Source organism: Rhizobium sp. SSA_523 (assembly GCF_030435705.1).
In the GTDB taxonomy this organism is placed as follows: domain Bacteria; phylum Pseudomonadota; class Alphaproteobacteria; order Rhizobiales; family Rhizobiaceae; genus Neorhizobium.
Genome location: NZ_CP129382.1, coordinates 253,709 through 279,778 on the forward strand (window position 1 = coordinate 253,709; position 26,070 = coordinate 279,778).

Sequence of the window (26,070 nt, forward strand, 5' to 3'; positions counted from 1 at the left end):
GCTCCCTATATCTTGCGTCATCCACCGCCGCCGGCCAGTCCAGACGAACCGGCCCTCCAGTCTGAACGTGATGAAAAGAAGGTATTGATCCATGAGCAAGATCGGACGCCCCTCTCTGAAAACCGTGTTGAAGGGAACGACCGTCGCCGGCCTCGCGGCTGTGATGCTTTCGACCGGCATCCCCGCCCAGGTCTACGAATCCTTTGCCGATCCGGTAACGGTTGCAGCACCGCAGGTCCCAAGCTTTGCCGATGTCGTCGGCGCCGTCTCGCCCGCCGTTGTCTCCGTGCGCGTCAAGTCCGACGCGACGCCGGTCTCCGACGAGAACGGCAACGGCTTCTCGTTCAATTTCGGCGGCCGCGGCTTCGATGACCTTCCGGACGATCATCCGCTGAAGCGCTTCTTCCGCGAATTCGGCGGCCAGATGCCCGGCAATCGCGATCAGGGTGAGGGCCGGAACCGCGCCCAGCGCGATCCCAACCGTCCGCATTTCATGCGTCCGGTCGCCCAGGGCTCCGGCTTCTTCATCTCCGAGGACGGTTATGTGGTCACCAACAACCACGTCGTGTCCGACGGCTCGGCCTATACGGTCGTGATGAACGACGGAACGGAACTGGATGCCAAGCTCGTCGGCCGCGACAGCCGCACCGATCTTGCGCTGCTGAAGGTCGATGCCAAGCGGACCTTCACCTATGTCAAATTCGCCGATGACGCCAAGACCCGCGTCGGCGACTGGGTCGTGGCCGTCGGCAATCCCTTCGGCCTCGGCGGCACGGTGACCGCCGGCATCGTCTCGGCCCGCGGGCGCGATATCGGCTCCGGCCCCTATGACGATTTCATCCAGGTGGATGCGGCCGTCAACCGCGGCAATTCCGGTGGCCCGACCTTCAACCTGGAAGGCGAGGTCGTCGGCATCAACACCGCCATCTTCTCGCCCTCGGGCGGCAATGTGGGCATTGCGTTTGCCATTCCCGCCTCGACCGCCAAGGATGTGATCGCCGACCTGATGAAGGACGGCAAGGTGGAGCGCGGCTGGCTCGGCGTACAGATCCAGCCGGTCACCCAGGATATCGCCGAATCGCTCGGCCTTGCGGAAGCCAAGGGCGCGCTCGTCGTTGCCCCGCAGGAGAACTCCCCGGGCGCCAAGGCCGGCATCAAGCAGGGCGACGTGATCACCGCCGTCAATGGCGATCCGATCAAGGATGCCCGCGATCTGGCCAAGAAGGTGGCCGCCATCGGCCCGAACAAGAAGATCGATGTGTCGGTCTGGCGCAATGGCAAGTCCGAATCCGTTCCCGTCATGCTCGGCAACCTGGCCAGCGACGAGGCAACCAAGGCGGAAACCACCGAAGCCCAGCCGGATAACGAGCCGGCCAGTGAAAAGGCCCTGGCCGATCTCGGCATCACCGTTGCGCCCGCCGATGACGGCACCGGCGTGTCCGTGACCGATGTCGATCCGTCCTCGGAAGCCGCTGCCAAGGGCCTGCGCGAAGGCGAGAAGATCACCTCGGTGAACAACCAGCAGGTCACTTCCGCCGCCGATATCAGCAAGGCGCTGGAGGCTGCCCGCAAGGATGGCCGCACCCGCGCTTTGTTCCAGGTCGAATCGCAGAGCGGCAGCCGCTTCATGGCCCTGCCGATCAATGAAGGCTGATTGCCGCGTCTGAACAGTCAAAGGGCGTCGGGCCGGGCTTGGCCCGGCGCCTTTTTCAGATCGTCCTCCGCTCTAATGATCAGGAGCTTCCAGACATGCAGACGGATGCACCCCAAATCCACACAGCCGACGATTCCAGCTTCAATCAGGCTCAGGCCGAGTCTATTCTCCCGCATATGAAGATTCTGGTGATTGAAGACGATCTCGAAGCTGCGGCCTATATGACGAAAGCCTTTCGCGAGGCGGGCATCGTTGCCGACCATGCGAGCGATGGCGATAGCGGCCTGTTCATGGGGTCGGAAAATGCCTATGACGTGATGGTCATCGATCGCATGCTGCCGCGTCGTGACGGGCTTGCGGTGATCAGCGAATTGCGCAAGCGCGGCGTCAACACGCCGGTCCTGATCCTCTCGGCGCTTGGCCAGGTGGACGACCGGGTGACCGGGCTTCGCGCCGGCGGCGACGATTACCTGCCCAAACCCTACGCCTTCAGCGAGCTTCTGGCCCGCGTCGAGGTTCTGGGCAGGCGCAAGGGCACGCCCGAGCAGGAAATGGTCTATCGCGTCGGCGATCTCGAACTCGACCGGCTGTCGCACGAAGTGCGCCGCGGGGGCAAGGAGGTCCTGCTGCAGCCGCGCGAATTCCGGCTTCTCGAATATCTGATGAAGAATGCCGGGCAGGTGGTGACGCGGACCATGCTCCTTGAAAATGTCTGGGATTATCACTTCGATCCGCAGACCAATGTCATCGACGTCCATGTGTCGCGGCTGCGCTCCAAGATCGAGAAGGAGTTCGACAAGCCGCTCCTCAAGACCATTCGCGGTGCCGGCTATATGATCAAGGACGAGGGATAATACCGAATGTCGATGATGGAAACCGATTGCGCCGGAGCGATTTTTGGTTTGCGGCGAGGAGAAAACCACAGTCGGACCCATCGGTCCGGCGCGGATTTTCGACGACGCCCGGAGGCCAAGAGCGCCCGGTCCTCCGGATGGGCCGGATTTCCTTCACCGACTTTGTTGCAATCCTCGACTGATGCGGGAGCATCGCTCTGCGGTATGCGGCCCACGTCGGATGAAGGCCTCCGGTCCCACGCAACAGGTTCCTGTCATCGAGATTTGGGATAGGCCGAGAATGAGCCGCATCCGCATCGTGCTGCGCTCGACGACAGTTCGCCTGTCGGCGCTTTACATCCTGTTGTTCGCGCTCTGCGCCGCCTTCCTCGTCGTCTATGTCACGGCCATGTCGGAGCGGCTTCTGGCGCAGCAGGTGCGCGAGGGCGTGATGCAGGAAAGCTCGGAGGTCCGGGCCGCCTATGAGCGCGGCGGCATCAATCTTCTGCTGCGCACCATGGAACGGCGCGCGCGCCAGCCGGGCGCCAATCTCTACGTCATTGCCAGCCCGACCGGCGAAATGCTGGCGGGCAATGTCGCGACCGTCGAGCCCGGCGTTCTGGCACGGGAGGGGTGGACGGCACGACCCTTCCATTACGACCCCTTCACCGAAACCGGCCCGCCGCGCCCCCATATGGCCACCGCCAACGTCTTCTTTCTCGACAATGGCCTGCGCGTCATGGTCGGCCGGGATCTCGGCGAGCCGGGCCGCTTCCGCGGCATCGTGCGCCGGGCGCTGATGGTGGCGCTGGCCATCATGGGTCTCGGCGCCGTGATCATCTGGTTCGGCATCGGCCGCAATGCGCTCAAACGCATCGATCGCATGTCGGCGGCCAGCACGAAGATCATTGCCGGCGACCTGTCGCAACGCCTGCCGGTGGGGGTCTCCGGCGACGAGTTCGACCGGCTGTCGGAATCCCTCAATTCCATGCTGGAGCGCATCGAACGGCTGAACGAAGGCCTGCGCCAGGTCTCCGACAATATCGCCCATGATCTCAAGACGCCCCTGACCCGGCTGCGCAACAAGGCCGCCGACGCCCTGGCCGAGGAGGGGCCGGATGCAAGGCGCATGGCGCTGGAGGGCATTATCGCCGAATCCGACCAGCTGATCCGCACCTTCAACGCGCTTTTGATGATTTCGCGCGTCGAGGCCGGCTCCATCGCCGCCGAGATGACGACGATCGATCTCTCCGCCATTTCCGCCGACAGTGCCGAACTCTACGAGCCGGTGGCCGAAGAGGCGGGCCTTTCCCTGACGACGCGCATCGAACCGGGCCTGTCGGTGCAGGGCAATCGCGAGCTTATCGGCCAGGCAATCTTCAACCTCCTCGACAATGCGATCAAATACGCCGCCGACAGCGGCAGCGACAAGCCGATCGAGGTGAGGCTTGAGGCGACGAAAGACGGATTGCGGCTTGCCGTCTGCGACAGCGGCCCCGGCATTCCCGCCGATAAGCGCGCCGAAGTGGTCAAGCGTTTCGTCCGCCTCGACGAAAGCCGCTCCAAGCCCGGCACGGGCCTCGGCCTGGCCCTGGTGGAGGCGGTGATGGAGTTGCATGGCGGTCGCCTGGAGCTTTCCTCCACCCATGGCGATGCGGCGCCACAGCCGGGCCTGACGGCAAGCATGGTCTTTCCCGCCCAAAGGTCCTAAATGGGTTCGGGGTCGACAGACTCTCAGGGAGTCTGTGCAGGGAGTCTGGCCAGGGAGTCTGGGCAGGGAGTTTGGAGAGGAGGCACGAAATGTCGCTGCGACGCCTGGCGGATCTGCGCGAGAACCGGTTGAAGCCGTTCAATCAGACGGAGGCGAAGGCGGCACTCGCAACGCTTCGGGAGATTGCCGCGGATCAGCCGCCGGTGGCCGAGATGCTGGCCGAAGCCGGCGTGATGCGGGACTTTCTCTGCGCCGCCTTGTCGCTCTCTCCCTATCTCAGGGAGCTTGCCAGCCTGCGGCCGGCCATGGTCGCCGATGTTCTGGCAGAGCCTTTCGAGACCTTGCTGGAAAGGGCGGTGACGACAGCCCGCGACTGCTGGAGGCCCTCAGGCGATGGGAGTCTTCCCGGCGAGAGCGAGGTCATGGCGGCGCTTCGACGCGCCAAGGCGCGCGTCAGTTTCCTTCTCGCTCTGGCGGATCTGGCGGGGCTGTTCAAGGCCAGCGAGACGACTGGCTGGCTGACACGGCTTGCCGATGCCGCGGTCGCCGCGGCCATCGACCATCTTCTGCTCGCCCAGCATCAGGCCGGCAAGCTGTCCCTGCACGACCCGGCGCAACCCTCGAAAGGCTCCGGCCTGATCGTGCTCGGCATGGGCAAGCTCGGCGCCTGCGAGCTCAATTATTCCTCCGATATCGATATCGTCATCTTCTTCGATCCCGAGGCCGGTATCGTTGCCGACAAGCTGGAGGCGACGGAATTCTTTGGCCGGATGATGCGGCGGCTGATCCGCATCCTGCAGGAGCGCACCGGAGACGGCTATGTCTTCCGGACGGACCTGCGCCTGCGGCCGGATCCCGGCTCCACCCCGCTTGCGGTGCCGATGGAAGCGGCGCTGATCTATTACGAGGGGCGGGGGCAGAACTGGGAGCGCGCCGCCTATATCAAGGCGCGGCCCATGGCGGGCGATCTCGACGCGGGCGAGGCCTTCCTGCGCCAGCTGGTGCCCTTCGTCTATCGCAAATATCTGGACTATGCGGCCATTGCCGACATTCATTCGATCAAGCGGCAGATCCATGCGCATAAGGGCCATGGCGCGATCGCAGTCAAGGGCCATGACGTCAAGCTCGGCCGGGGCGGGATCCGCGAGATCGAATTCTTCGCTCAGACGCAGCAGCTGATCGCTGGCGGGCGGATGCCGGATCTGCGCCAGCGCCAGACGGAGAAGGCGCTTGCCGCTTTGGCCGAGGCAAGCTGGATCCGCCCCGACATCGCCAGCGAGCTGACAAAGGCCTACTGGTTCCTGCGCGACGTGGAGCATCGCATCCAGATGGTCCGGGACGAGCAGTCGCACCGGCTGCCGGAAACCGAGACCGAGCTGAAACGCATCGCCTATATGCTGGGCTTCGCCGATACGGCGCAGTTCAGCGACCGGCTGGTCGAGGTGCTGCGTCTCGTCGAGCGGCGCTATGCGGAGCTCTTCGAGCAGGAGGCCAAGCTCTCCGCCGGCGAGGGCAATCTCGTCTTCACCGGCCAGAACGACGATCCGGAGACGCTGAACACTTTGTCCAGGCTCGGCTTCGAACGCCCGGCCGACATGTCGCGCGTCATCCGCACCTGGCATAACGGCCGCTATCGCGCCACCCAGTCGGTGGAAGCGCGCGAGCGGCTGACTGAACTCATGCCGGATCTTCTCACCGCCTTCGGTCGCAGCAAGCGCGCCGATGATGCGCTGCTGCGCTTTGACGGCTTCCTGAAGGCCCTGCCGGCCGGCATCCAGCTCTTTTCGCTCCTCGGCAACAATCCAGGCCTTTTGTCGCTGATGGTGATGATCATGGCGGCGGCGCCGCGGCTGGCCGATATCATCGCCGCCCGGCCGCATGTCTTCGACGGCATGCTGGACCCCGGCCTGATGGCGGAGATCCCGACGCGCTATTACCTGGCCGAGCGCCTGGAGACCTTTGTCGGCGGCGCCCGGCATTATGAGGACAGTCTCGACCGCCTGCGGATCTTCACGGCCGAGCAGCGCTTCCTGATCGGCATCCGGCTTCTGACGGGTGCCATCAGCGGCACACAGGCCGGCCGCGCCTTTACCGATCTCGCCGATCTCGTCATCGAGCAGGCGCTTGCGGCCGTGCTGGACGAGATGGCGCAGGCGCATGGCGATTACCCGGGCGGGCGCGTGGCGATCATGGGCATGGGCAAGCTCGGCAGTTACGAGCTGACGGCTGGATCGGATGTCGATCTCATTCTGCTCTATGATTACGAGGAGGGGGCGCAGGGCTCCGACGGCGCCAAGCCGATCGATGCCTCGCGCTACTTCACGCGGGTGACCCAGCGCCTGATCGCCGCCCTCTCGGCCCCGACCGCCGAAGGCATCGTTTTCGAAGTGGATCTGCGGCTGCGGCCGTCCGGCAATAAGGGGCCGGTCGCGACGCGCATCAATGCCTTTCGCAAATATCAGCAGGAAGAGGCCTGGACCTGGGAGCATATGGCCCTCAGCCGTGCCCGCATGGTGTGCGGCGAGCCAAGTCTGGTGCAGGAGGCCGAGGCGGTGATCGCCGAGACCCTGGCAGCGCCGCGCGACCGGGCAAAAATCGCCGCCGATGTCGCGGACATGCGCGCGCTCATCGAAAAGGAGAAGCCGCCGGGAAGCGGCTGGGACATGAAACTCATCCCCGGCGGCCTGATCGATATCGAGTTTCTGGCGCAATATGCGCGGCTTGTCGCGCCGGATGCGAATGATCCGACGCCGGGATCCCAGCCCGAAAGCGGTACGGCCACGGCCCTTCGCCGCCATGGCCAGGCCCTGTTGAGCGCCGACGATCTGGACACCTGCGTCTCCGCGCTGTCCTTCTATACCGAATTGTCGCAGATCATCCGCCTGTGCGTGGGCAATGATTTCGATGAGAAGGATGCGCCAGCCGGCCTGATCGAGCGCCTCTGCACGGCGGCCGATCAGCCGACCCTGAAGCTTGTGGAAGCGGAAATCAAGCGGAGGTCAAAAGCCGTTCGCTCCGTGTTTCAGGCATGTCTCTCCGGCAAGGTTCGGCCGACTGAGGAATGAACAGGGCGACGACGGTGCCCTTGTTCACCCGCGAGCGGATGCGCATGGTGCCGCCATGCAGCGAGACGAGCGAGCGGGAGATGGCGAGGCCCAGTCCCGAGCCGCCTTTGCTCTTGGCATATTGGCTCTGCACCTGTTCGAACGGATGGCCGATCTTGCCGAGGGCCGATTTCGGAATGCCGATGCCGGTATCGGCAATCACCAGCCAGAGACCGGCCTCGCTCTTGCGGGCGCGCAGCTCCACCCGGCCGCCTTCATTGTTGAATTTCACCGCATTGGAAAGCAGGTTGAGGAAGATCTGCTTCATGGCGCGCCTGTCGCCCAGCATGCTCAGGCCGGCATCCACGCGCTGGGTGACGGCCACCGATTTCTCCTGCGCCTGTATGGAGGTCAGGCGAACGCTCTCCTCGATCAGCGGCGCAAGGTCGATGCTTTCGCGGTGGATGACCATGTGGCCGGCCTCGATCTTCGACATGTCGAGGATATCGTTGATGACGTTCAGGAGATGCTTGCCGCTCTCGTGAATATCGCGCGCATATTCGCTGTATTTCGGCGAGCCCACCGGCCCGAACATGCCGGCGAGCAGGATTTCGGAAAAACCGAGAATGGCGTTCAGCGGCGTGCGCAATTCGTGGCTCATATTGGCCAAGAATTCCGATTTCGCCTTGTTGGCGGCCTCTGCGCGCTCCTTCTCAGCCTGATAATTGGCATTGGCCACCGAAAGCTCGGCCTTTTGCCGCTCAAGCTTGCGCTGCGAGGCCGAGAGATCGTTGATGGTGGCCATCAGGCGCCGTTCGGATTCGCGCAGGCGCTCCTGGTTGCGCTTCAGAAGCGAGATATCGGTGCCGACCGAGACCATGCCGCCATCGCGGGTGCGGCGCTCATTGATCTGCAGCCAGCGTTCATCGGCGAGCTGAACTTCCGTGGTGCGCGAAAAGCCGCTGATATCGGGATCGGCAATGCGCCGCTCGATGACAGGGCGAGCGGCCGCGGCCATCAGCGCGCCGCGCTCGGTGCCGGGCACCAGCACATTGTCCGGCAAGCCATAGGCCTGCTGGTAATGGGTATTGCACATGACCAGCCGGTCATTCTTATCCCAGAGAACGAAGGCTTCCGAGGTGCATTCGATGGCATCGGCAAGCCGCTGATCGGCCTCGGCATAGCGCTGGGCCAGCCGGTGCTGTTCGGTCACGTCCATGGCGATGCCGATCACATGCGCCCGGCCGGGCGCCGTATGCATGACCTGCGCGCGCGCCCGCATCCAGACATAATGGCCGCTCGCATGGCGCATGCGAAAAACCTGGTCGATCTGGCGGGCATTGCCGCGTCCGACCGCGCGGGCAAGCGCAAAGAGATTGCCGTCGGCCGGATGCATCATCCGCGCCGCCTCGCTGAACGACATGACATTCTCGCCCGGCGGCAGGCCGAGCATGTCATACATGGAGCGCGACCAGAAGAGGCGGCGATTGGTGAGGTCGAAATCCCAAAGCCCGCATCGGCCGCGCGCCAAGGCGGTTTCCACCCGCACATTGGATTCCATGAAGATCTCGTCGGCATCCCGCGCCCGCTTCACCTGCAGGTAATAGGCATAGAGGATGACCAGCAGGACGGACGAAATGCCGGTGAACAGCGTGACGTTCAGCGACACCTGCTGGCGCCAGAATAGCTCGATCGTCTCCAGAGAATAGGAGGCAACCACCAATCCGCCGCCAAGGCTGCGCATGGCCGCATAATGCGGCATGTCGTTGAACGCGGTCTCGATCACGCCGTCCGCGCCGCCGAAGCGCTGGCGCGCCACCATTTCCGGCAGGATGGAGGAGAAGCGCAGGCCCGTATAGGCCGCGGCATTCGGCGATCCGCCGAAGATCCGGCCGGTCGAATCGACCAGCAGCACCATGGCGGCGGGATCCATCTGCGCCTGCGGCAGGAAAAGTGCCAGGCGCTGTTCGGCGCCGGCGCGATTGGCGGAGGCGAGGTAGGTCTCATGCTCGGCAAAGGCAGCGGAGCTTGCCGAAACCAGGAGCGCCACCGTCTGGCGCGCGGATTCCTCCATGCGCGTGCGCTCCGACAGGAGGCCCATCATGCGCGAGGCCGCGACGACCGCCAGAAAGGCGATGATGAGGATCGGAATCGATCGTTTCAGCCAGATCTCCGTCGTCGGAAACCGGCTCAGCTGCCGCCGCAGCGATGTCGAAAAACCCTTGTGAAACAGACTGCCAAACGACAACTGATCCGGAAATTTCGAACGCAACCGTCCTTCGGCCGCGGTTTCCCGTTGCACGTCCGCCATAATTCCGGATGATCCCTCGTCAGTGATTCGCAATGCCGCTTGCGATCTGAGGACAGTGAATCATCGAGGATTCGCCTTGTCCAGAGCCGCTGTAATAAAATTTTAAGACATCGCCCGACGGTTTGCACAAAAAAGGCGGCCGATTGGCCGCCTCTCCTCAAGATCATCGCGCCCTTGCATCAGGCCGTCAGCATGCGCTCGACGATATCACGCACATCCGTCGACAGTCCCGAATGGCGCTGGATCTCGGCCAGGACGGTGCGGGCCTGATCGGCGCGCACCGATTCCAGCGAGCGCCAGGAGCGCATGGAGGTGAGGATCCGCGCCGCCAATTGCGGGTTGCGGGGATCGATCATCAGGATCTGCTCCGCCAGGAAACGGTAGCCTTCGCCATCGGCGCGGTTGAAGCCGGTGGGGTTGGAGAAGGCAAAGGCGCCGACCAGCGACCGGACGCGATTGGGATTGCTTGCGACATAGCGGGCATCCTGGAGCAGCGCCTTGACCCGTGCAAGCGCATCCCGGCCCGGTATGGTCGCCTGGATGGCGAACCATTTGTCGAGCACAAGCGGATTTTCCTCGAAGCGCTGGAGGAAAGCGGAAAGCGCCTCGGCCGTTTCCGTCGCATCCGGGAAGCGATGTGCGAGAATGGTAAGGGCCTGCACCATATCCGTCATGTTGTCGGCGGTGTTGAAGGCGTCCGTCGCGCGTGCGGCGCCCCCCTCGACATAGGAGAGGTAGGAGAGCGCGCTGTTGCGCAGCGCCCGCTTGCCGGCGCCATCGGCATCCGGCGTGAAGGGACCCTCGATCCGCATCTGGGACAACAGCGTTTCGAAGACCGGCCGGCCGGCCTTGGCAATGCGTTCGATAATGCCGTGCCGGGCGGCGTGGATCGCATCCGGATCATTATTGCCGCCCAGTTCGCGCGCCATGTCGGACTCGCTCGGCAGAGCAAGCGCTTGAGCCCGGAAGGCCGGCTCCAGGCTCTCGTCGGCTGCCGCTTCCAGAAGGGCAGAGATGAAGGCCGGATCGCAGCTGATCTCCTTGCCGCTGCGGATGTCGCGGGCGGCCTGCAGGAGGTTGGGCAGAGCCAGATCCGTCAGCGCCTGCCAGCGGGAGAACTGGTCGGTGTCATGGCGGGCAATATGCACCAGATCTGCTGGCGTCTGCTTGAATTCCAGGTTGATCGGCGCCGAGAAGCCGCGATTGAGCGACAGGACCGGACGCGAGGCAATGCCGGAGAAGGTGAAGGTCTGCGCGCGCTCCGTCAGGTGCAGCACATCGCCGGTCACCTCGCCGCCATCGACGGCGCTCGGTTCCGCCGTGGTGCCGTTGTCGAGGATCAGCGCGAAGGACAGCGGAATATGCATGGCCTCCTTCACCGGCTGGCCGGGCGTTGCCGGCACCATCTGCTGCAGGGACAGCGTGAAGATCTGCCGGGCCGCATCATAGTCCCCGGAGGCCGTGACGAGCGGCGTGCCGGCCTGGTGATACCAGCGCGAGAACTGGCTGAGATCGCGCCCGCTCACATCGGCAAAGCAGCGGACGAAATCCTCCACCGTGGCGGCCTCGCCGTCATGGCGTTCGAAATAGAGGTCCATCCCCTTCTTGAAACCGTCGCGGCCCAGAAGCGTCGCGATCATGCGGGTGACTTCGGAGCCCTTTTCATACACGGTCGTCGTGTAGAAATTGTTGATCTCGCGATAGGTCGTCGGGCGCACCGGATGGGCGAGCGGACCGGCATCTTCGGGAAACTGCTCCGCCTTCAGATGCCGTACTTCGGCAATGCGCTTGACCGCGCGCGAGCGCATATCGGCCGAGAATTCGTGGTCGCGATAGACCGTCAGCCCTTCCTTCAGGCACAGCTGGAACCAATCGCGGCAGGTGATGCGATTGCCGGTCCAGTTGTGGAAATATTCATGCGCAATGATCGCTTCGATATTGGCATAATCCTGATCGGTGGCGGTCTCTGGATCGGCGAGAACATATTTGTCGTTGAAGACGTTCAGGCCCTTGTTTTCCATCGCCCCCATGTTGAAATCGGAGACGGCGACGATCATGAAGATGTCGAGGTCGTATTCGCGGCCGAAGCGCTCCTCGTCCCATTTCATCGAGCGCTTGAGCGCGTCCATGGCATAGGCGGCGCGCGGCTCCTTGCCGTGCTCCACATAGATCTTCAGCGCGACATCCCGGCCCGACTGGGTGGTGAAACTGTCCTCAACGACGCCCAGATCGCCGGCGACAAGCGCAAACAGATAGCTCGGCTTCGGGAAAGGGTCGAACCAGGCGGCGAAATGCCGGCCCTCGTCGTAATTGCCGCCGCCGAGGAAATTGCCGTTCGACAGAAGCACCGGATTGGTGGCCTTGTCGGCAATAATCGTCACCGTGTAGGGCGCCAGCACATCCGGGCGGTCGGGGAAATAGGTGATGCGGCGGAAGCCCTCCGCCTCGCACTGGGTGCAATAGACGCCGTTGGTGCGGTAAAGGCCCATCAGCTGCGTGTTGGCCTCAGGATTGAGCACGGTCACGACCGTCACCTCGAAAGGCGCGCTCTGCGGCAGGTCGCGGATGATCAGCTGATCGGCGCGCGCGTCGAATTGCGAAGCCGGCAGCTCGATCTGGTCTAGCCGCAGCTCGGTCATCGAGAGATCGTCGCCGTCGAGGACCAGAGGCAGGCCGGCATCCACGCCGTCGCGCCGGTGGAAGATCAGGCGCGATTCCACCCGTGTCGCTGTCGGGTCCAGTTCGAAAGTGAGATCCACGCGTTCCAGTACGAAATCAGTGGGGCGGTAGTCCGCCAGATGAATGATCTGGCCCGTATCTGTTCGCATGTTGTTCCCGGGTGCTGGACTTGCAGGTTGTTTTGGCGTCGATGTAACACGACAGTTTCTTGGCACTATTGCATCCAAAAACTGAACGATTGCTAAAGCTGTGCCGAAAAATAACACTTGATCCGGCCGGCCGCAGCCGATGGTTCAGGTCCTGCAGAAATTTTGATGGATTGATCACAAGTCGTGATGACAGACAACCCCTGCTTGCTATTACTGTAGTCGCGACGCACCGCCTGCAAAGGGCTTTGCCGCCCCTTCCGCCTCGCTGTCTGCCCTTCTTTCGACCCGTCTTTCCGCCATCTTTTCCGCCATCATTTCGTCCGTCCGCTCTGCCACCTTTTCTGCCACCGTTTCTGCCGCCCGTCCTGTTGCCTCCTGCCGTGAGCCTGCCGCATGCCGTTCGAAGCGCAAAATCCCCTGCGGGGGATCGCGATGAAAGTCATTTCGGTCATTGTTTTCCTTGCCATGCAGACCTGCATCAAATCCGCAGGGGAGGGCATTCCGGCCGGCCAGATCACCTTCTACCGTTCCGCCTTTGCGCTGGTGCCGATCTTCGGCTATCTCGCCGTGCGGCGTGAACTCAACACCGCCTTTCGCACGCAGAGCCCGTTCGGGCATCTCAAGCGCGGCCTTCTCGGCGTCATGGCCATGGCCTGCGGCTTTTACGGATTGATCCAGCTGCCGCTGCCGGACGCAATTGCCATCGGCTATGCCTCGCCGCTGATGGCGGTCATCTTCGCGGCGCTGATCCTCAAGGAAAGGGTGCGTATCTATCGCTGGACCGCCGTCGCACTCGGAATTTTCGGCGTCCTCATCATTTCCTGGCCCAAACTGTCCATGTTCGAGCAGGGTGGCATGGCTGCCAGCCAGGCAAGCGGTGCGCTGGCGGTGCTCCTGTCGGCCGTGATCGGCGGGCTTGCCATGGTGCAGACGCGCCAGCTGGTCACCACGGAAAAGACGGCGACGATCGTCGTCTTCTTCTCGCTGACGGCCTCGGTCCTGTCATTGATCAGCTATCCCTTCGGTTGGGCCGAACTGGGGCTCGACGACAAGCTGTTTCTTGTGGGAGCGGGGTTTTGCGGCGGGCTGGGGCAGATTTTCCTGACCGAGAGCTATCGCCATGCCGATGTGTCGACGGTCGCGCCCTTCGACTATTCGTCAATCATCCTCGGCATTGTCATCGCCTATTTCCTGTTCGGCGACGTCCCGACATGGCAGATGCTTCTGGGAACGAGCATCACCGTCTCGGCCGGGATTTTCATCATCTATCGCGAGCATCAGCTGGGACTGGAACGCAAGGCGGCCCGAAAGGCCTCGTCACCGCCGGCGTGACCGAAAGGGGTCAAGAGCGGCCTCGGAGAGGCTGGCGCAACAGGCCGGCAGAACCGCTTGCAAGACCGGACAAGATCCGGACGAGGCTGGGGTCAGGTCCGGATCAGGGCCGGACAGGCTCCACATCGGGTCCACATCGGCTCCGTACCGGCTCCGGAAAAGCCTTAGAGCGGAATGGCGCGCAGATCACCCGAGCGAGGATCACGCTGCTTGGCGGTGGAGTGCGAGGCAGCGGCGCTATATTCCGAACTGGCGCGCACGGCCGTTCCAATGGACCCGACCGCATGGCTCAAGGCGTGCAGGGCGCTTAGCATGGGCATCACCTCACCGTTCACGGAAATCGGTGAAGATCGCCGCCGGGCGGACGGCACCTGTCCTGCGCACATAGGCGCGGGCAGAGATCTGCTCGTTGGTGATGGAGCCGAAATTGTGGTAGCCCGGCGTGGAGCGGGGCGACAGGCCGGCAAGACGCAGGGTCTCGAAACCGGAATGGATAGGGCGGATGCGCGTGGTCATGGCCTTGGTTCCTAAATCTGTTCCTCCCAAGACACTCCGGTAATATTGCAGCGCAACATAGATTCGACAAGCTCGCCGGAAGCGGCGCTGCCATGCGCATTTTGCATGGCACGTTTCATAAAACGTTAAGGTTGATCAAAGCTTGGGCAGGCCCTGGCGAAAAAGCAGCAGATCCTGCCAGGCCAGCGCCTTGTTGGCGGGCGCGGTGATCAGATCCTGCGGATGCAGGCTGGCCATGGCCTGCATGGTGAGCCCCGCAAGGCGCACCTCATGCCAGGCGCCACGCAGCGAGAAGATCGTGCTGTCGGCGTCGAGGAAGAAGCGGGCGGGAAAATTGCCTAGCAGCAGCAGATGGGTCGGCTCCGCCAGCGCCACCTGCCTTTCGATGAAGGGGCGGCAGATGTCGATTTCCGCCGGCGAGGGCTGCCGGTTGCCGGGCGGTCGCCAGGGCAGCACATTGGTGAGAAGCACCGTCTCCCGAGACAGGCCGATGGCCGACAGCATCCGGTCGAGCATCTGCCCGAGACGCCCGGCAAAGGGCATGCCGTCGCGATCGTCATCTGCCGAGGGCATGGGGCCGATCACCATGATACCGGATGTGGGACTGCCGCTGGCAAAGACGGTGGAGCGGGCACCGGCCTTCAGGTTGCAGCCGGAAAAGCCCTCGATTGCGTCCTTCAGCTCGCCAAGCGTCCGGGCGGCCGTCGCAGCCGCCTTTGCGGCAGCCACGGCTTCTGCATCGGGAACGGCAACCGTCGGCATTGCCGCTGTGGTGGCGCGCCCCGCGGCCTGTATCCGCTCCTTGCCCGGCCGGCTCCGCTCGGAGGCGGCAGATGCTGCGGCGCCTGCCTCGCTCGCATAAGTTTCGTTCGAGCGGGTGTCGTTTGCATAGGCTTCGGCCGCATAGGGCTGGCTTGCAGGGGCCGCTTCGGGCTTCACCGCCGGTCGCGTCCGGATGTCCGCCGCCCGCGCCGCCTTTTGCGCATCGAATTCGGCAATGCGGTCGACCGGCGTCTCTTCCAGCAGCCAGTCGACGCCGCTATCGGCGTAATACTGCAAAAGCGCCTTCAATTGCGGCAAAGAGAGTTCGCTGGCAGGGGTCATGGGGCTGAGCTTACCGGAAGGAGGCGCAAGGATAAAGCGCCGATCACGCCACCCACTGTCCAACATCACCGCTTTCGCCGATCAGCGCCAGACCATGGGCGATCGACAACAATTCGCCGCCGCTTTCGATCCGCCGGTCGTCGAAGCGGCGCCTGAAGATGTCGCGCACGGCCGGCACGAAAGACGAACCGCCGGTGAGGAAGACCTTGTCGATCTCGTCCGCCGGCGTGCGGGTCTTCGTCAGCACCTCGTCCAGCGCATCCTCGATTCGTGTCAGATCGTCGGCGATCCAGCTCTCGAAATCGCGCCGCCTGACGGTCTTGCGGCCGGCCCTGCCGAGCGGCGCGAAGTGAAACTCCGCCTCCTCCTGCTCCGACAGCGCCATTTTGATGGCGGAGATCGCCTGATAGAGCGGGTATCCCTCATCATGTTCGATCAGGTCGATGAAGAGCTCCAGCTTTTCCGGTTCGGTGGCCGAGCGGACGAGCGATTGCAGATCGGCGAATTCGCGCGTCGTCTTGAAGATCGACAGCTGGTTCCAGCGGCCGAAATTCGCGTAATAGCCGGCCGGAACATCCAGAACCTTGCCGAAGCTCTTGAAATGGCTGCCCTTTCCAATTTCGGGCGAGACCAGGTTGTCGATCAGCCGGAAATCGAAGTGATCGCCGGCAATGCCGACGCCCGAATGGCCGATGGGGATGGCGCGCAAGATGCCGGCCTGGCGTTCGAAGCGGATCAGTGAATAGTCGGTGGTGCCGCCGCCGAAATCCGCCACCAGCACATTGGCATCCTGCGTCAGCGACTGGGCGAAATAATAGGCCGCCGCCACCGGTTCGTAGACGTAATGGATCTGGGGCAGGCCGAACCGCTCGAGCGCTGCCTGGTAGCGCTGCATGGCAAGCGCCTCATCCGGATTGGCGCCGGCAAAGCGCACCGGACGTCCCACCACCAGCCTCGAAATCTCGGTGGGCCAGTCCTCTCCGGCATAGGCTTTCAGGCGACGCAGGAAGATCTCCATGAGATCCTCGAAGGCCTGCCGCCGTGCAAAGACCAGTGTGGCCTGAAAAGCGGCGCTGGCCGCAAAGGTCTTGATCGACTGCAGGAAGCGGCAATCGCCGGGATTGTCGATGAACATGCGGATCGCCGCCTGTCCGGCCTCCACTTTCAGGGCTTCCGCCCCGAGCCCTCTGTCCTTCATGAAGGACAGCGCCGTGCGCATGCTGTCGCTATCGCCGGCGCTGCTGTGGAAGGGCACGGAATGCGTGGTGGATCCGCCGGCATCGGCGAGCGCCAAGACGGTATTGGTCGTGCCGAAATCGAGCCCGAGCGCGCGTGCCATGGCGAGATCCTTCCTGACGAAAATGGTGTGAGACGGGCCCGGCATTGCCGCGACCCGGATTATGATAGAAGAGCGGTCAGCGCCCTTCCGACACAGGTGAGGGGCGCTGATCGCATGTCAGGATGAAGATTTCAAGACAAAGCGCGTGCCCCGCGCGCCGGCCGCCGCGATCCTATTCGGCGGCCGCGGCAGGCGAGACCGCCACACCGGAACCGCGAGCTTGAGCGGGCGGCGGCGAGGCGCCAGAGCCATTAGACTGCGGCTCAGCCCGCCGGACGATCTTCGAGACAAGGCGCTGCAGAAAGGTGCCGAGGCGGTCCATCTGCAGGAAGATCACCGGCGTGATGAACAGGGTGAGCATTTGCGAGACGACCAGCCCGCCCACCACGGCGACGCCCAGCGGCTGGCGCAGCTCCGAGCTTGCGCCGGAGCCGAGAGCGATGGGCAGCGCCCCGAGCAGGGCGCAGAAGGTCGTCATCATGATCGGCCGGAAGCGTCGCACCGAGGCCTCGGCAATGGCTTCGGCGGGCGGCATGGCCTTGTCCCGCATCAGCTCCACCGCCACATCGATCATCATGATCGCATTCTTCTTGACGATGCCGATCAGCATCAGGAGACCGATCAGGGCGATGACCGAGAGATCGAAATCCATCACCTTGAGGGCGACCAGGGCTCCGAAGGCTGCTGCCGGCAGGCCGGACAGGATGGTCAGCGGATGGATGAAGCTCTCGTACAGGACGCCGAGCACGACATAGATGGTGATCACCGCTGCCAGGATCAGCAGCGGCGTATTGCCCTGGCTCTGCTTGAAGACGGCGGCATTGCCGCCATAGGAGATGAACACGTCGCTCGGCATGTTCACCTGCTGCCTGATGGCATCGATTCGTGCCGTGGCATCGCTGAGCGATACGCCGTCCGGCAGGTTGAAGGATACGGTGGTCGATACCAGCTGGCCCGTCTGGTTGATGGTGACCGGGGCCGGCCTGCGCGTCACCGTGGCGAAGCTGGACAGCGGCACCAGCGCACCCGTCCGTGACGACAGGATATTGATATCGCGCAGCAGCTGATCGTCGACGGGCCGCGACCGGTCGAATTCGACGATGACGTCGTAACTGTCGCCGGTCGACTGGATCTGCGCCGCCGTGTAGCCGCCAAAGGCCATCTCCAGCGTCTTTCGCAGCTGGTCATTGGTGATGCCGAAGGCCGCGGCCTTGTCCATGTCCAGTCTGATATCGGCGGAGATCGCGCTGTTCTGTGCATCGGAGGTCACGTCGGCAAACAGCGGATCGCGGCGCATTGCCGCCTGCATCGTGTCGGCCCACTGGCTGGTGGTGGTGGCATTCAGCGCCTGAATTACCAGCTGATATTGGCTGGCGGTGCTGCGGCCGCCGAAGCGAAGGCTTTGTTGCGGGTTGATGTAGGTTCGCATGCCCGCCACCGCAGAGGTCGCCTTGCGCAGGGCGTCAATCGTCTGCACCAGAGGCGGCCGCTCCGCCTTGGGCTTCAGCTCGACGAACATGGTGCCGTTGTTGAGCGGGCTGCGGGCATTGCCGCCGACAATCGAGGTGACATGCGCGACGGCGGGATTGGCCCGGACGATCGCGGCAACCTGTGCCTGCAGGTCCTGCATGGCCGTATAGGATATGTCTTCGCGCGCCCGGGTGGAGATCGACAGGCGTCCCGTGTCCTCCTGCGGAAAGAAGCTGGAGGGCAGGGCGACGAACAGCCAGGCCGAGGCCGCGACCGTGGCGAGAAAGCACAGCATCACCAGCGAGCGGTGCCTGAGACACCAGAAGACCGAGCGTTCATAGCCCTTGAGCGTCCAGTCAAACCCGCGATCGAACCAGCGGATGAGCATGGGCGGGCGGGAGCGGTGCGATGACAGCCTGGCAGCGAGCATCGGCGTCACGGTCAGCGAAACCAGCGCCGAGGCCATGATGGCGAGCGTCACAACCATGCCGAATTCGTTGAACAGCCGGCCCACGACGCCGCCCATCAGCAGGATGGGAATGAAGACGGCCACCAGTGAAACGGACATGGACAGGATGGTGGAGCTGACCTCTGCCGCACCCTGCAGGGCCGCCGCGCGCATCGGCAGCCCTTCCTCATGCAGGCGCAGGATGTTTTCCAGCATCACGATCGCATCGTCCACCACAAGCCCGACCGACAGCGTCAGCCCGAGCAGGGAGATATTGTCGATGCTGTAGCCGAGCACATGCATGGCGCCGAAGGTGGCGATCAGCGAAAGCGGCACGGCAAGTCCCGGAATGATCGTGGCGGCCAGATGGCCTGTGAACAGGTAGATCACCAGGATGACGAGACCGATCGTCAGGAACAGGGTGAATTGCACATCCTTGATCGCCTCGTCGATGGCCAGCGAGGCATCGTTCATCACAGTGAGATGCACCGAAGGCGGAAGTTGCTCCGCAAGCGCCGGCAACTTCGCCTTGATCGCCTTGACGACCTCGACCGTATTGGCATCGGGCTGGCGCTGCACGGCCAGGATGATCGATCGCTTGCCGTCGAACCAGCTGCCGGCATCGAGATTGGCGACGCTATCCTCGACACGGGCCACATCGCCGAGATGGATCGGCGCGCCGTTCCTGGTGGCGATTACCAGCGAGCGGAACTCGTCCGCATCGATACGCTGCGTCCGCGCGTCGATGGTCAGCCGCTGATCCGCCGTCTGCAGCGTGCCGACCGGCGCCTGGTTGTTGGCGCCGGCGATCGCGCTCGTGACGCTGTCGACCCCCAGCCCGCGGGCCTGCAGGGCGCCCGGATCCAGCCCGATCCGCACGGCATAGGTCTGGGAGCCGTAAATCCCCACCTCGGCCACGCCCGGCAAGGTGGAGAGCAGCGGCGACACCACGTTCTGCGCGATCTCGTCCACCTTGGATCGCGGCATTTCCCCCGAATCGATCGTCAGCAGCAGGATCGGCGCATCGGCCGGATTGGTCTTGCGGTAACTTGGTGCCGTCGTCATATTGCTCGGCAGTTGCCGGGTCGCCTGGGAAATGGCCGCCTGTACATCGGCTGCGGCGGAATCGATATTGCGGTCCAGGTCAAATTGCAGAACGATCGAGGTGCTGCCCAGGGCGTTCGTCGCGCTGATCTCGGTTATGCCGGGGATGGTCTCGAATTTCTTGATCAGCGGCGTCGCGACCGAGGTCGCCATGGTTTCCGGCGATGCGCCGGACAGCGAGGCCGAGACATTGATGGTCGGAAAATCCACCTTGGGCAAAGCGGCGACGGGCAATTGCCGATAGCCGGCAAGGCCCGCCAGCACCAGTCCGAGGGCCAGGAGGATGGTTGCGACCGGCCGGTTGATGCAAAATTGCGGGATCATGGCTGCGCCACCCCGCTCAGTGCCGCGGCATTGGCGACCGGCAGCGGCGGATCGCCGGCAAATTGCTCGATCACATGCTGCCCATCGGCAAGCTGCACCTGTCCCTCGACCACCACATGCCAGCCCTGCGCAAGGCCGGAGAGGATGGAGGTCCGACCGTCATTGGAACGCCCGACCGTGACGCTTTTGGCGCGGATGCGACCGCTCTCATCGACCGTATAGACGAAGGAGCCTTCCGCACCCTGACGCACCGAAACGCTCGGCACCAGGATCTCCTGTTCGTCCGGCCGGAAATGAACGGTCACGTTGACGTTCTGGCCGGGCCAGAGCGTGCCCTTGGCGTTTTCGAACTCGGCCTTGGCAAGCACGGTGCCGGACGTTTCATCAATGCTGTTGTCGAAGAAGGAGAGCACACCGCGATCGGCGCTGCCGCCCGTCGCGGCCGGATCGGCATCCACCTTAGCCCTGTCGTCGAGGCCGCGACGCAGGTCCGGCAGGTAGCGCTGCGGCAGCCGGAAGGCGATCGAGATCGGGTTGTAGCGCGTGATGGTGACAAGGCTGGCGCCGGCGCTGAGATAGGCGCCGGGACTGACGGTGATATCGCCGAGACGGCCGGCATAGGGCGCGCGGATTTCGGTATGCTCCAGCGCCACCTGGTCGGCGGACAGCATTGCCTGGTCTGCCGCAAGCTTCGCCGCGGCGATATCGCGCGCCGCCTTTGCCTGTTCATATCCCTGCTCTGACTGAACATTCTGCTTCAGCAGCGTATTGGCCCTCTGCAGCGCCGCCTCGGCCCCGGCAAGGCTTGCGCCGTCGCTGCAAGATTGGCCTGATCCTTGGCTATGCTGGCCTGGGCGGTGCGGTCCTCCAGCCGCGCAATCAGCGCGCCCGCCGCCACCTCCTCGCCGTCGCGCGCGACGACTTCAACGAGCAGGCCCGGCTGCACGGCCGAGATCACCGTCGTATCGGCCGCCTGGGCAAAGCCGTTGGCCGGCACGTCGAGCGCCAGCCGGCCAAGGGTCACCGCCTCGGTGCGCACCGTCAGCGGCCCGCCGCTGCGGCGCCCCTGTGCCGGATCGCCCGCATGGCCGGACTGCCCCGACCGGCCGCCTGCCTCTCCATTTGTGCCGCTCCTGCCATCGCCAGAGACATGGCTGGCGCCATCCGCTGGCATTGCGGAAGGCAAAGTGGAGGAAGAGGCGGAGGAAGAGGGCGATTGCGCGGCCAGAAGGTGAAACGGGCTCTCCAGAAGGGCGGGAAGGCGATCGCGAAGACACCAGGCGCCACCGGCGCCGAAGGCTAAAATGCCGAGGAAGATCCAGGTTTTTTTCATGGAGGAGCCCGAAAGCGTCAGGGAGTGGTATCTGCTGCACTGCGGCAATCCGCAGGGTCAGGGAACGCCTGAACGGGCGAAAAATCATCTTAAACTTCGGTAATGTCGATCGGCAGCTCCGGTCGTCCGGCTCCGATTATCCAGTTCGGGCATCCGGCCCGGCCGTGCTGAGGCCCGGCCGGGGCATTCTCGCGTCCCGTAGGGATATGGCGAAAATCGTTCTATTCCGCGTCGCGAAGCCTCGATGCCTGTCGGATCCACCGGCGGCTTCGCTCCTCGAACTGAACGAGTTTCTCTCATACCATGCGCCAAATCCTGCCATGCGCCAAATCCTGCCATGCGCCAAATCCTGATTGAGTTTCGACCCTGAAGGATGGGCGCCAGGATCATCGGCAGGAGGTCAGAGCGATTTGGCAGCCCCGCCGTCGACGCGGATCATGCTGCCGGTCACATAGGCGGCCGGCACGGAGCAGAGGAAGGCACCCACGGCGCCGAATTCCTCGGTGGTGCCCAGACGGCCGGCCGGGATGCTCTTGATCGAGGCGGCCCGCACCTCGTCGAGGCTCTTGCCCTGCCGCTTGGCATTGGCGCCGTCCAGTTCGTCGATCCGGTCGGTGTGGATGCGGCCGGGCAGGATCATATTGGCCGTGATGCCGAAGGAGGCGACTTCGGTTGCCAGGGTCTTGTTCCAGCCGACAAGCGCGCCGCGCAGCGTATTGGACAAAGCAAGGTTGGGGATGGGCTCCACCACGCCGGAAGAGGCAACGGTGAGAATGCGGCCAAAACCCTGTTCCTTCATGGCCGGCAGGAAGGCATTGGTCAGGGCGATGACCCGCAGCACCATGGTCTGGAAGAAGCTTTCCAGTTTTTCCACGCTCATGTCCTCGGACGTGCCGGGCGTCGGGCCGCCGGTATTGTTGACCAGAATATCGAGGCCGCCGAGCTTTTCCTGTACCGCCTTCTGCAGATTGACGACGGCATCGTCCTCGCCGAGATCCGCCCAGACCCATTCCGCCTTGCCCTTGCCCGCCGCATTGATGGCCTCGCAATTCTGCGCCAGCGTATCACCGCTGCGCCCGCACAAGAGAACATGCGCGCCTTCTGCAGCAAGCGCCCTGGCAATGCCGAGGCCAAGTCCGCGAGAGGAGGCGAGCACGAGGGCGCGCTTGCCGGAAATGCCGAAATCCATGGGTCTTCCTTCCTGATGCAATCATGGGTTTGAGAGGTGAACTTAACGCGGCTGGCCGGTCGGGAAAAGGCTGCGGCCTGCTGCAAATGGCTTGACAGGCGTTTTGACCCAGAACCAAGCCCCGTCGGCAGGGCGAAAGGCCGCCTGCGCCTCTGTCGAAAGCCGGGGCCGGGCCCTATCTTGAGGACATGAGCGATCTGACCTCCTTTGACGACGAAACCGCCGCCTTTGCCGTGTTCGACAGCCTGCCGCCGCTCCTGCCTTCGCAAGTGACCGGCCTCTGGCAGGGGCGGAGCCTTCCGAGCCATCACCCGCTGGATGGCGTGCTGGAAAATCTCGGATGGTACGGCAAGCGCTTTCACGCTGACCGTCGCGCCGATGCCCTGCTGTTTCGCTGGGGAGAGGACCGGCTGGTGCCGGTCGATCCCGCCAGGATCCCGCTTGTGCTGGCCCTCCATGCGCCACGCTTCGGCCGCAGCCGCGCCGCGCAGAACCTCTTCTCCCATCTCGTGCGGCGATTGAGGGCTTACGGTCCCGTCGCCTCGCTTCGGCTGGAGCGCTATCGCGGCGTGCAAAGCCTTGCAATGGTCTATGATCGCAAGCCGATCACCGACCATTTCCGGCGGCTTGATGAGGACCGGATCATGGGCGCCATGGCGGTGGAAGGCGAGGCGCGAACCTTCTTTTTCGAACTGGAGCGGACAGGCTGACCATGACCGGCGGGCCGGGGCCGGAGACTGCCTGTCGTTGACGTTTACGTGCACGTAATATATTCTTGCAGGTCAACGGGCGTTCCTGAAATTTCACAGCATGATGCCCTTCTCCGTGGCTCGACAAGGCGAGAGGCTTTTGTCAAGGAGGAGGGTGATAACGGGACAGTCCGAGCGGGAGAGAGTGGATGAGCGAACAGATGGAACTGCCGGAACGCGAAAGCATGGAATTCGACGTGGTGATCGTCGGTGCCGGCCCAGCAGGCCTTTCGGCCGCAATCCGGCTGAAACAGGTCAATCCGGACCTGTCGGTCGTGGTGCTCGAAAAGGGCGCGGAAGTCGGCGCGCATATTCTCTCCGGCGCCGTTGTCGATCCGATCGGCATTGATCGCCTCCTGCCCGGCTGGCGCGAGGAGGAGGGCCATCCCTTCACCACGCCGGTCACCGACGACCAGTTCCTGTTTCTCGGGCCTGCCGGCTCTGTACGCCTGCCGAACGTTTTCATGCCGCCTCTGATGAACAATCACGGCAATTACGTCGTCTCGCTCGGCCTTGTCTGCCGCTGGCTGGCGGAAAAGGCGGAGGCGCTGGGTGTCGACATCTATCCGGGTTTTGCCGGAACGGAAGTTCTCTATGACGAGAGCGGTAATGTCATCGGCATTGCGACCGGCGATATGGGCATCGAGAAGAACGGCGAGCCGGGTCCCAATTTCACCCGCGGCATGGCGCTGCTCGGCAAATATGTGCTGATCGGCGAAGGCGTCCGCGGCTCGCTGGCCAAGCAGCTGATTGCCCGCTTCAAACTGGACGAGGGCCGCGAGCCGCAGAAATACGGCATCGGCTTCAAGGAATTGTGGGAAATCAAGCCGCAGAACCACAAGCCCGGCCTGGTTCAGCATTCCTTCGGCTGGCCGCTGGACATGAAGACCGGCGGGGGCTCCTTCCTCTATCACCTGCATGACAATCTTGTCGCGGTGGGCTTCGTCATCCACCTCAACTACAAGAACCCGTGGCTCTATCCTTTCGAGGAATTCCAGCTCTTCAAGACCCATCCGGCGATCCGCGACACATTCGAGGGTGCCAAGCGCATTTCCTACGGCGCGCGCGCCATTACCGAAGGCGGCTACCAGTCGGTGCCCAAGCTCTCCTTCCCCGGCGGCGCGCTGATCGGCTGTTCGGCCGGCTTCGTCAACGTGCCGCGCATCAAGGGCAGTCACAACGCCGTCTTGTCCGGCATGCTGGCGGCGGAAAAGATCGCCGCGGTGATCGGGGCTGGCCGTGCCAATGACGAGCCGGTCGAGATCGAGAACGAATGGCGCTCCACCGCCATCGGCAAGGATCTGAAGCGGGTCCGCAACGTCAAACCGCTCTGGTCGAAATTCGGCACCGCATTCGGCGTGGCGCTCGGCGCGCTCGACATGTGGACCAATCAGATCTTCGGCTCTTCGCCCTTCACCTTGAAGCACGGCAAGACGGATGCGGCCGCGCTGGAGCCCGCCGCCAAGCACCGCAAGATCGACTATCCGAAGCCGGATGGCGTGCTCACATTCGACCGGCTCTCCTCGGTCTTTCTGTCCAATACCAATCATGAAGAGGACCAGCCGGTCCATCTCCAGGTAAAAGATATGGAACTCCAGCGCCGTTCGGAGCTTGGAGTCTATGGCGGACCTTCGGCCCGCTACTGTCCCGCCGGAGTGTATGAATGGGTCGAGAAAGAGGGCGAAGACGTCTATGTGATCAACGCGCAGAACTGCGTGCACTGCAAGACGTGCGACATCAAGGATCCGAACCAGAACATCAACTGGGTTCCGCCCCAGGGCGGCGAGGGACCGGTCTATCCAAGCATGTAGCGGCCGCGGTTGGGAGGAGGGCCGGCGGATATCCCGCAGGCCTTCCCGCGGCGCCGGAAAGGGAGTAGAGAGGGATGGCAAGGCATCTGCAGGACAGGACGTCGATGAAATATGCCGGACACCGGAAAGAACGCGACATCCAGCCGTCCGCCTGGCGGCGCATCCTCACGAGCCGAAGCCGCCTGCTGATCCTCGTCATCGCCGTGGCCGGAGCCCTGCTGTTCATCGTCAGCCAGACGCAGACAACGGTCGTCGGCCGCTGCCGCGCCGATGCGGGTCCCGGAATCGACTGGAGCGAATGCCACAAGCGCATGCTGATGCTCGAAGGCAGCAATCTGGAAGCCGGAAACCTCGCCGGCACCGATCTCAGCCGGACGGATCTGAGCCGCAGCAACCTCACCCGCGCCGATCTGCGCAAGGCCGTGCTGTTGCGCACCTCACTGGCCAAGGCCAATGCCCAGGGCGCCAATTTCGACAAGGTGGAAGGCTATCGCGGCGAGATGCAGGGCCTGAACGGCCAGGGCGCGAGCTTCGTCAATGCCGAGCTTCAGCGCTCCAATTTCGCCGGCGCCCAGTTGCAGAACGCCAATTTCACCAAGGCCGAGCTGGGCCGCGCCAATTTCAACGAGGCGGCTTTGGGGCCCACGGCCTTCGTCACGGCCAATCTGTCGCGCGCCAATTTCGGCGGAGCCAAGATCGAAGGCCCGCTCGACTTCACCAATGCCTTCCTGTTTCTGACGCGCATCGAAGGCGCCGATCTGTCGCAGGCCATCGGCCTCAGCCAGGAACAGCTCGATCTCTCCTGCGGCGACGATAGAACGGTTCTGCCGCAGGGCCTGACGCGGCCTCTAAACTGGCCTTGCCCCAGCGATTGACGCGTCAGCTTCGGCCCCCGTCCAATCCCTCACTTGGCTGAGGCGCGCGCGCCGCGCAGATCCGCTCCCTGCCTGCCTGTTTGCACGAAACTGAA

Annotated in this window: 18 protein-coding genes; 8 read left to right on the top strand and 10 right to left on the bottom strand. The window is 63.7% G+C overall.

Annotated features, from left to right (window positions below; genetic code table 11):
• The first annotated feature begins 91 nt into the window (after positions 1-91).
• The 4 genes from QTJ18_RS09505 (at position 92) to QTJ18_RS09520 (ending at position 7,263) form a co-directional block, all read left to right on the top strand.
• Positions 92-1,654, top strand: coding sequence for a Do family serine endopeptidase (locus tag QTJ18_RS09505; RefSeq protein ID WP_252751652.1), 1,563 nt, complete (start codon positions 92-94; stop codon positions 1,652-1,654).
• A gap of 95 nt (positions 1,655-1,749) precedes the next feature.
• Positions 1,750-2,508 (top strand): response regulator transcription factor, encoded by a 759-nt coding sequence (locus QTJ18_RS09510; protein WP_252751651.1) that lies wholly within the window; start codon positions 1,750-1,752, stop codon positions 2,506-2,508.
• 280 nt (positions 2,509-2,788) lie between these two features.
• On the top strand, positions 2,789-4,198 hold the full coding sequence (locus QTJ18_RS09515; RefSeq protein ID WP_252751650.1) for a sensor histidine kinase: 1,410 nt from the start codon (positions 2,789-2,791) through the stop codon (positions 4,196-4,198).
• Positions 4,199-4,287: 89 nt separating this feature from the next.
• Positions 4,288-7,263 (top strand): bifunctional [glutamine synthetase] adenylyltransferase/[glutamine synthetase]-adenylyl-L-tyrosine phosphorylase, encoded by a 2,976-nt coding sequence (locus tag QTJ18_RS09520; RefSeq protein WP_252751649.1) that lies wholly within the window; start codon positions 4,288-4,290, stop codon positions 7,261-7,263.
• Here QTJ18_RS09520 and QTJ18_RS09525 read toward each other — a convergent pair.
• Together QTJ18_RS09525 and pepN are read right to left on the bottom strand one after the other, a co-directional pair.
• Positions 7,187-9,553: a PAS domain-containing sensor histidine kinase gene (locus QTJ18_RS09525; protein ID WP_252751648.1), complete on the bottom strand. Its 2,367-nt coding sequence runs from the start codon at positions 9,551-9,553 to the stop codon at positions 7,187-7,189. The genes QTJ18_RS09520 and QTJ18_RS09525 overlap by 77 nt on opposite strands.
• 179 nt (positions 9,554-9,732) lie before the next feature.
• Positions 9,733-12,381 (bottom strand): aminopeptidase N, encoded by a 2,649-nt coding sequence (gene pepN, locus QTJ18_RS09530; RefSeq protein ID WP_252751647.1) that lies wholly within the window; start codon positions 12,379-12,381, stop codon positions 9,733-9,735.
• Between the two features lie 393 nt (positions 12,382-12,774).
• On the opposite strand from pepN, the gene QTJ18_RS09535 reads away from it, so the two are divergent.
• Positions 12,775-13,713, top strand: coding sequence for a DMT family transporter (locus QTJ18_RS09535; protein WP_252751646.1), 939 nt, complete (start codon positions 12,775-12,777; stop codon positions 13,711-13,713).
• 164 nt (positions 13,714-13,877) lie between these two features.
• On the opposite strand, the gene QTJ18_RS09540 is transcribed toward QTJ18_RS09535, so the two are convergent.
• The 8 genes from QTJ18_RS09540 to QTJ18_RS09575 form a co-directional block, all read right to left on the bottom strand.
• Positions 13,878-14,027 (bottom strand): hypothetical protein, encoded by a 150-nt coding sequence (locus QTJ18_RS09540; protein WP_252751645.1) that lies wholly within the window; start codon positions 14,025-14,027, stop codon positions 13,878-13,880.
• Positions 14,028-14,037: 10 nt separating this feature from the next.
• Positions 14,038-14,229 (bottom strand): hypothetical protein, encoded by a 192-nt coding sequence (locus QTJ18_RS09545; RefSeq protein WP_252751644.1) that lies wholly within the window; start codon positions 14,227-14,229, stop codon positions 14,038-14,040.
• A gap of 135 nt (positions 14,230-14,364) precedes the next feature.
• On the bottom strand, positions 14,365-15,333 hold the full coding sequence (locus tag QTJ18_RS09550; protein WP_252751643.1) for a uracil-DNA glycosylase: 969 nt from the start codon (positions 15,331-15,333) through the stop codon (positions 14,365-14,367).
• 43 nt (positions 15,334-15,376) lie between these two features.
• On the bottom strand, positions 15,377-16,672 hold the full coding sequence (locus QTJ18_RS09555) for an Hsp70 family protein (protein ID WP_252751642.1): 1,296 nt from the start codon (positions 16,670-16,672) through the stop codon (positions 15,377-15,379).
• A gap of 172 nt (positions 16,673-16,844) precedes the next feature.
• A complete protein-coding gene (locus QTJ18_RS09560; protein ID WP_252751641.1) occupies positions 16,845-20,018 on the bottom strand; it encodes an efflux RND transporter permease subunit in 3,174 nt (1,057 codons plus the stop codon).
• On the bottom strand, positions 20,015-20,800 hold the full coding sequence (locus tag QTJ18_RS09565; RefSeq protein WP_367318037.1) for an efflux RND transporter periplasmic adaptor subunit: 786 nt from the start codon (positions 20,798-20,800) through the stop codon (positions 20,015-20,017). The genes QTJ18_RS09560 and QTJ18_RS09565 overlap by 4 nt, the downstream gene beginning before the upstream one ends.
• Positions 20,776-21,351, bottom strand: coding sequence for an efflux RND transporter periplasmic adaptor subunit (locus tag QTJ18_RS09570; protein ID WP_252751640.1), 576 nt, complete (start codon positions 21,349-21,351; stop codon positions 20,776-20,778). Before QTJ18_RS09570 ends, QTJ18_RS09565 begins: the two co-directional genes overlap by 25 nt.
• Positions 21,352-21,751: 400 nt before the next feature.
• Positions 21,752-22,540, bottom strand: a complete 789-nt coding sequence (locus QTJ18_RS09575) for an SDR family oxidoreductase (protein ID WP_252751639.1) — start codon at positions 22,538-22,540, stop codon at positions 21,752-21,754.
• Between the two features lie 188 nt (positions 22,541-22,728).
• On the opposite strand from QTJ18_RS09575, the gene QTJ18_RS09580 reads away from it, so the two are divergent.
• The 3 genes from QTJ18_RS09580 (at position 22,729) to QTJ18_RS09590 (ending at position 25,975) form a co-directional block, all read left to right on the top strand.
• On the top strand, positions 22,729-23,250 hold the full coding sequence (locus QTJ18_RS09580) for a DUF4334 domain-containing protein (RefSeq protein WP_252751638.1): 522 nt from the start codon (positions 22,729-22,731) through the stop codon (positions 23,248-23,250).
• Positions 23,251-23,438: 188 nt separating this feature from the next.
• Positions 23,439-25,100 carry an electron transfer flavoprotein-ubiquinone oxidoreductase gene (locus tag QTJ18_RS09585; RefSeq protein ID WP_252751637.1) on the top strand — a complete coding sequence of 554 codons (1,662 nt, stop codon included), beginning with the start codon at positions 23,439-23,441 and terminating at the stop codon, positions 25,098-25,100.
• A 104-nt stretch (positions 25,101-25,204) separates the two neighbouring features.
• A complete protein-coding gene (locus QTJ18_RS09590) occupies positions 25,205-25,975 on the top strand; it encodes a pentapeptide repeat-containing protein (RefSeq protein ID WP_489667181.1) in 771 nt (256 codons plus the stop codon).
• Positions 25,976-26,070: the final 95 nt, after the last annotated feature.

Coding starts and splice junctions, on each gene's coding strand:
- QTJ18_RS09505 (WP_252751652.1), top strand. CDS start 92: ATGAGCAAGATCGGACGCCCCTCTCTGAAAACCGTGTTGAAGGGAACG.
- QTJ18_RS09510 (WP_252751651.1), top strand. CDS start 1,750: ATGCAGACGGATGCACCCCAAATCCACACAGCCGACGATTCCAGCTTC.
- QTJ18_RS09515 (WP_252751650.1), top strand. CDS start 2,789: ATGAGCCGCATCCGCATCGTGCTGCGCTCGACGACAGTTCGCCTGTCG.
- QTJ18_RS09520 (WP_252751649.1), top strand. CDS start 4,288: ATGTCGCTGCGACGCCTGGCGGATCTGCGCGAGAACCGGTTGAAGCCG.
- QTJ18_RS09525 (WP_252751648.1), bottom strand. CDS start 9,553: ATGGCGGACGTGCAACGGGAAACCGCGGCCGAAGGACGGTTGCGTTCG.
- pepN (WP_252751647.1), bottom strand. CDS start 12,381: ATGCGAACAGATACGGGCCAGATCATTCATCTGGCGGACTACCGCCCC.
- QTJ18_RS09535 (WP_252751646.1), top strand. CDS start 12,775: ATGCCGTTCGAAGCGCAAAATCCCCTGCGGGGGATCGCGATGAAAGTC.
- QTJ18_RS09540 (WP_252751645.1), bottom strand. CDS start 14,027: ATGCTAAGCGCCCTGCACGCCTTGAGCCATGCGGTCGGGTCCATTGGA.
- QTJ18_RS09545 (WP_252751644.1), bottom strand. CDS start 14,229: ATGACCACGCGCATCCGCCCTATCCATTCCGGTTTCGAGACCCTGCGT.
- QTJ18_RS09550 (WP_252751643.1), bottom strand. CDS start 15,333: ATGACCCCTGCCAGCGAACTCTCTTTGCCGCAATTGAAGGCGCTTTTG.
- QTJ18_RS09555 (WP_252751642.1), bottom strand. CDS start 16,672: ATGGCACGCGCGCTCGGGCTCGATTTCGGCACGACCAATACCGTCTTG.
- QTJ18_RS09560 (WP_252751641.1), bottom strand. CDS start 20,018: ATGATCCCGCAATTTTGCATCAACCGGCCGGTCGCAACCATCCTCCTG.
- QTJ18_RS09570 (WP_252751640.1), bottom strand. CDS start 21,351: ATGAAAAAAACCTGGATCTTCCTCGGCATTTTAGCCTTCGGCGCCGGT.
- QTJ18_RS09575 (WP_252751639.1), bottom strand. CDS start 22,540: ATGGATTTCGGCATTTCCGGCAAGCGCGCCCTCGTGCTCGCCTCCTCT.
- QTJ18_RS09580 (WP_252751638.1), top strand. CDS start 22,729: ATGAGCGATCTGACCTCCTTTGACGACGAAACCGCCGCCTTTGCCGTG.
- QTJ18_RS09585 (WP_252751637.1), top strand. CDS start 23,439: ATGAGCGAACAGATGGAACTGCCGGAACGCGAAAGCATGGAATTCGAC.
- QTJ18_RS09590 (WP_489667181.1), top strand. CDS start 25,205: ATGAAATATGCCGGACACCGGAAAGAACGCGACATCCAGCCGTCCGCC.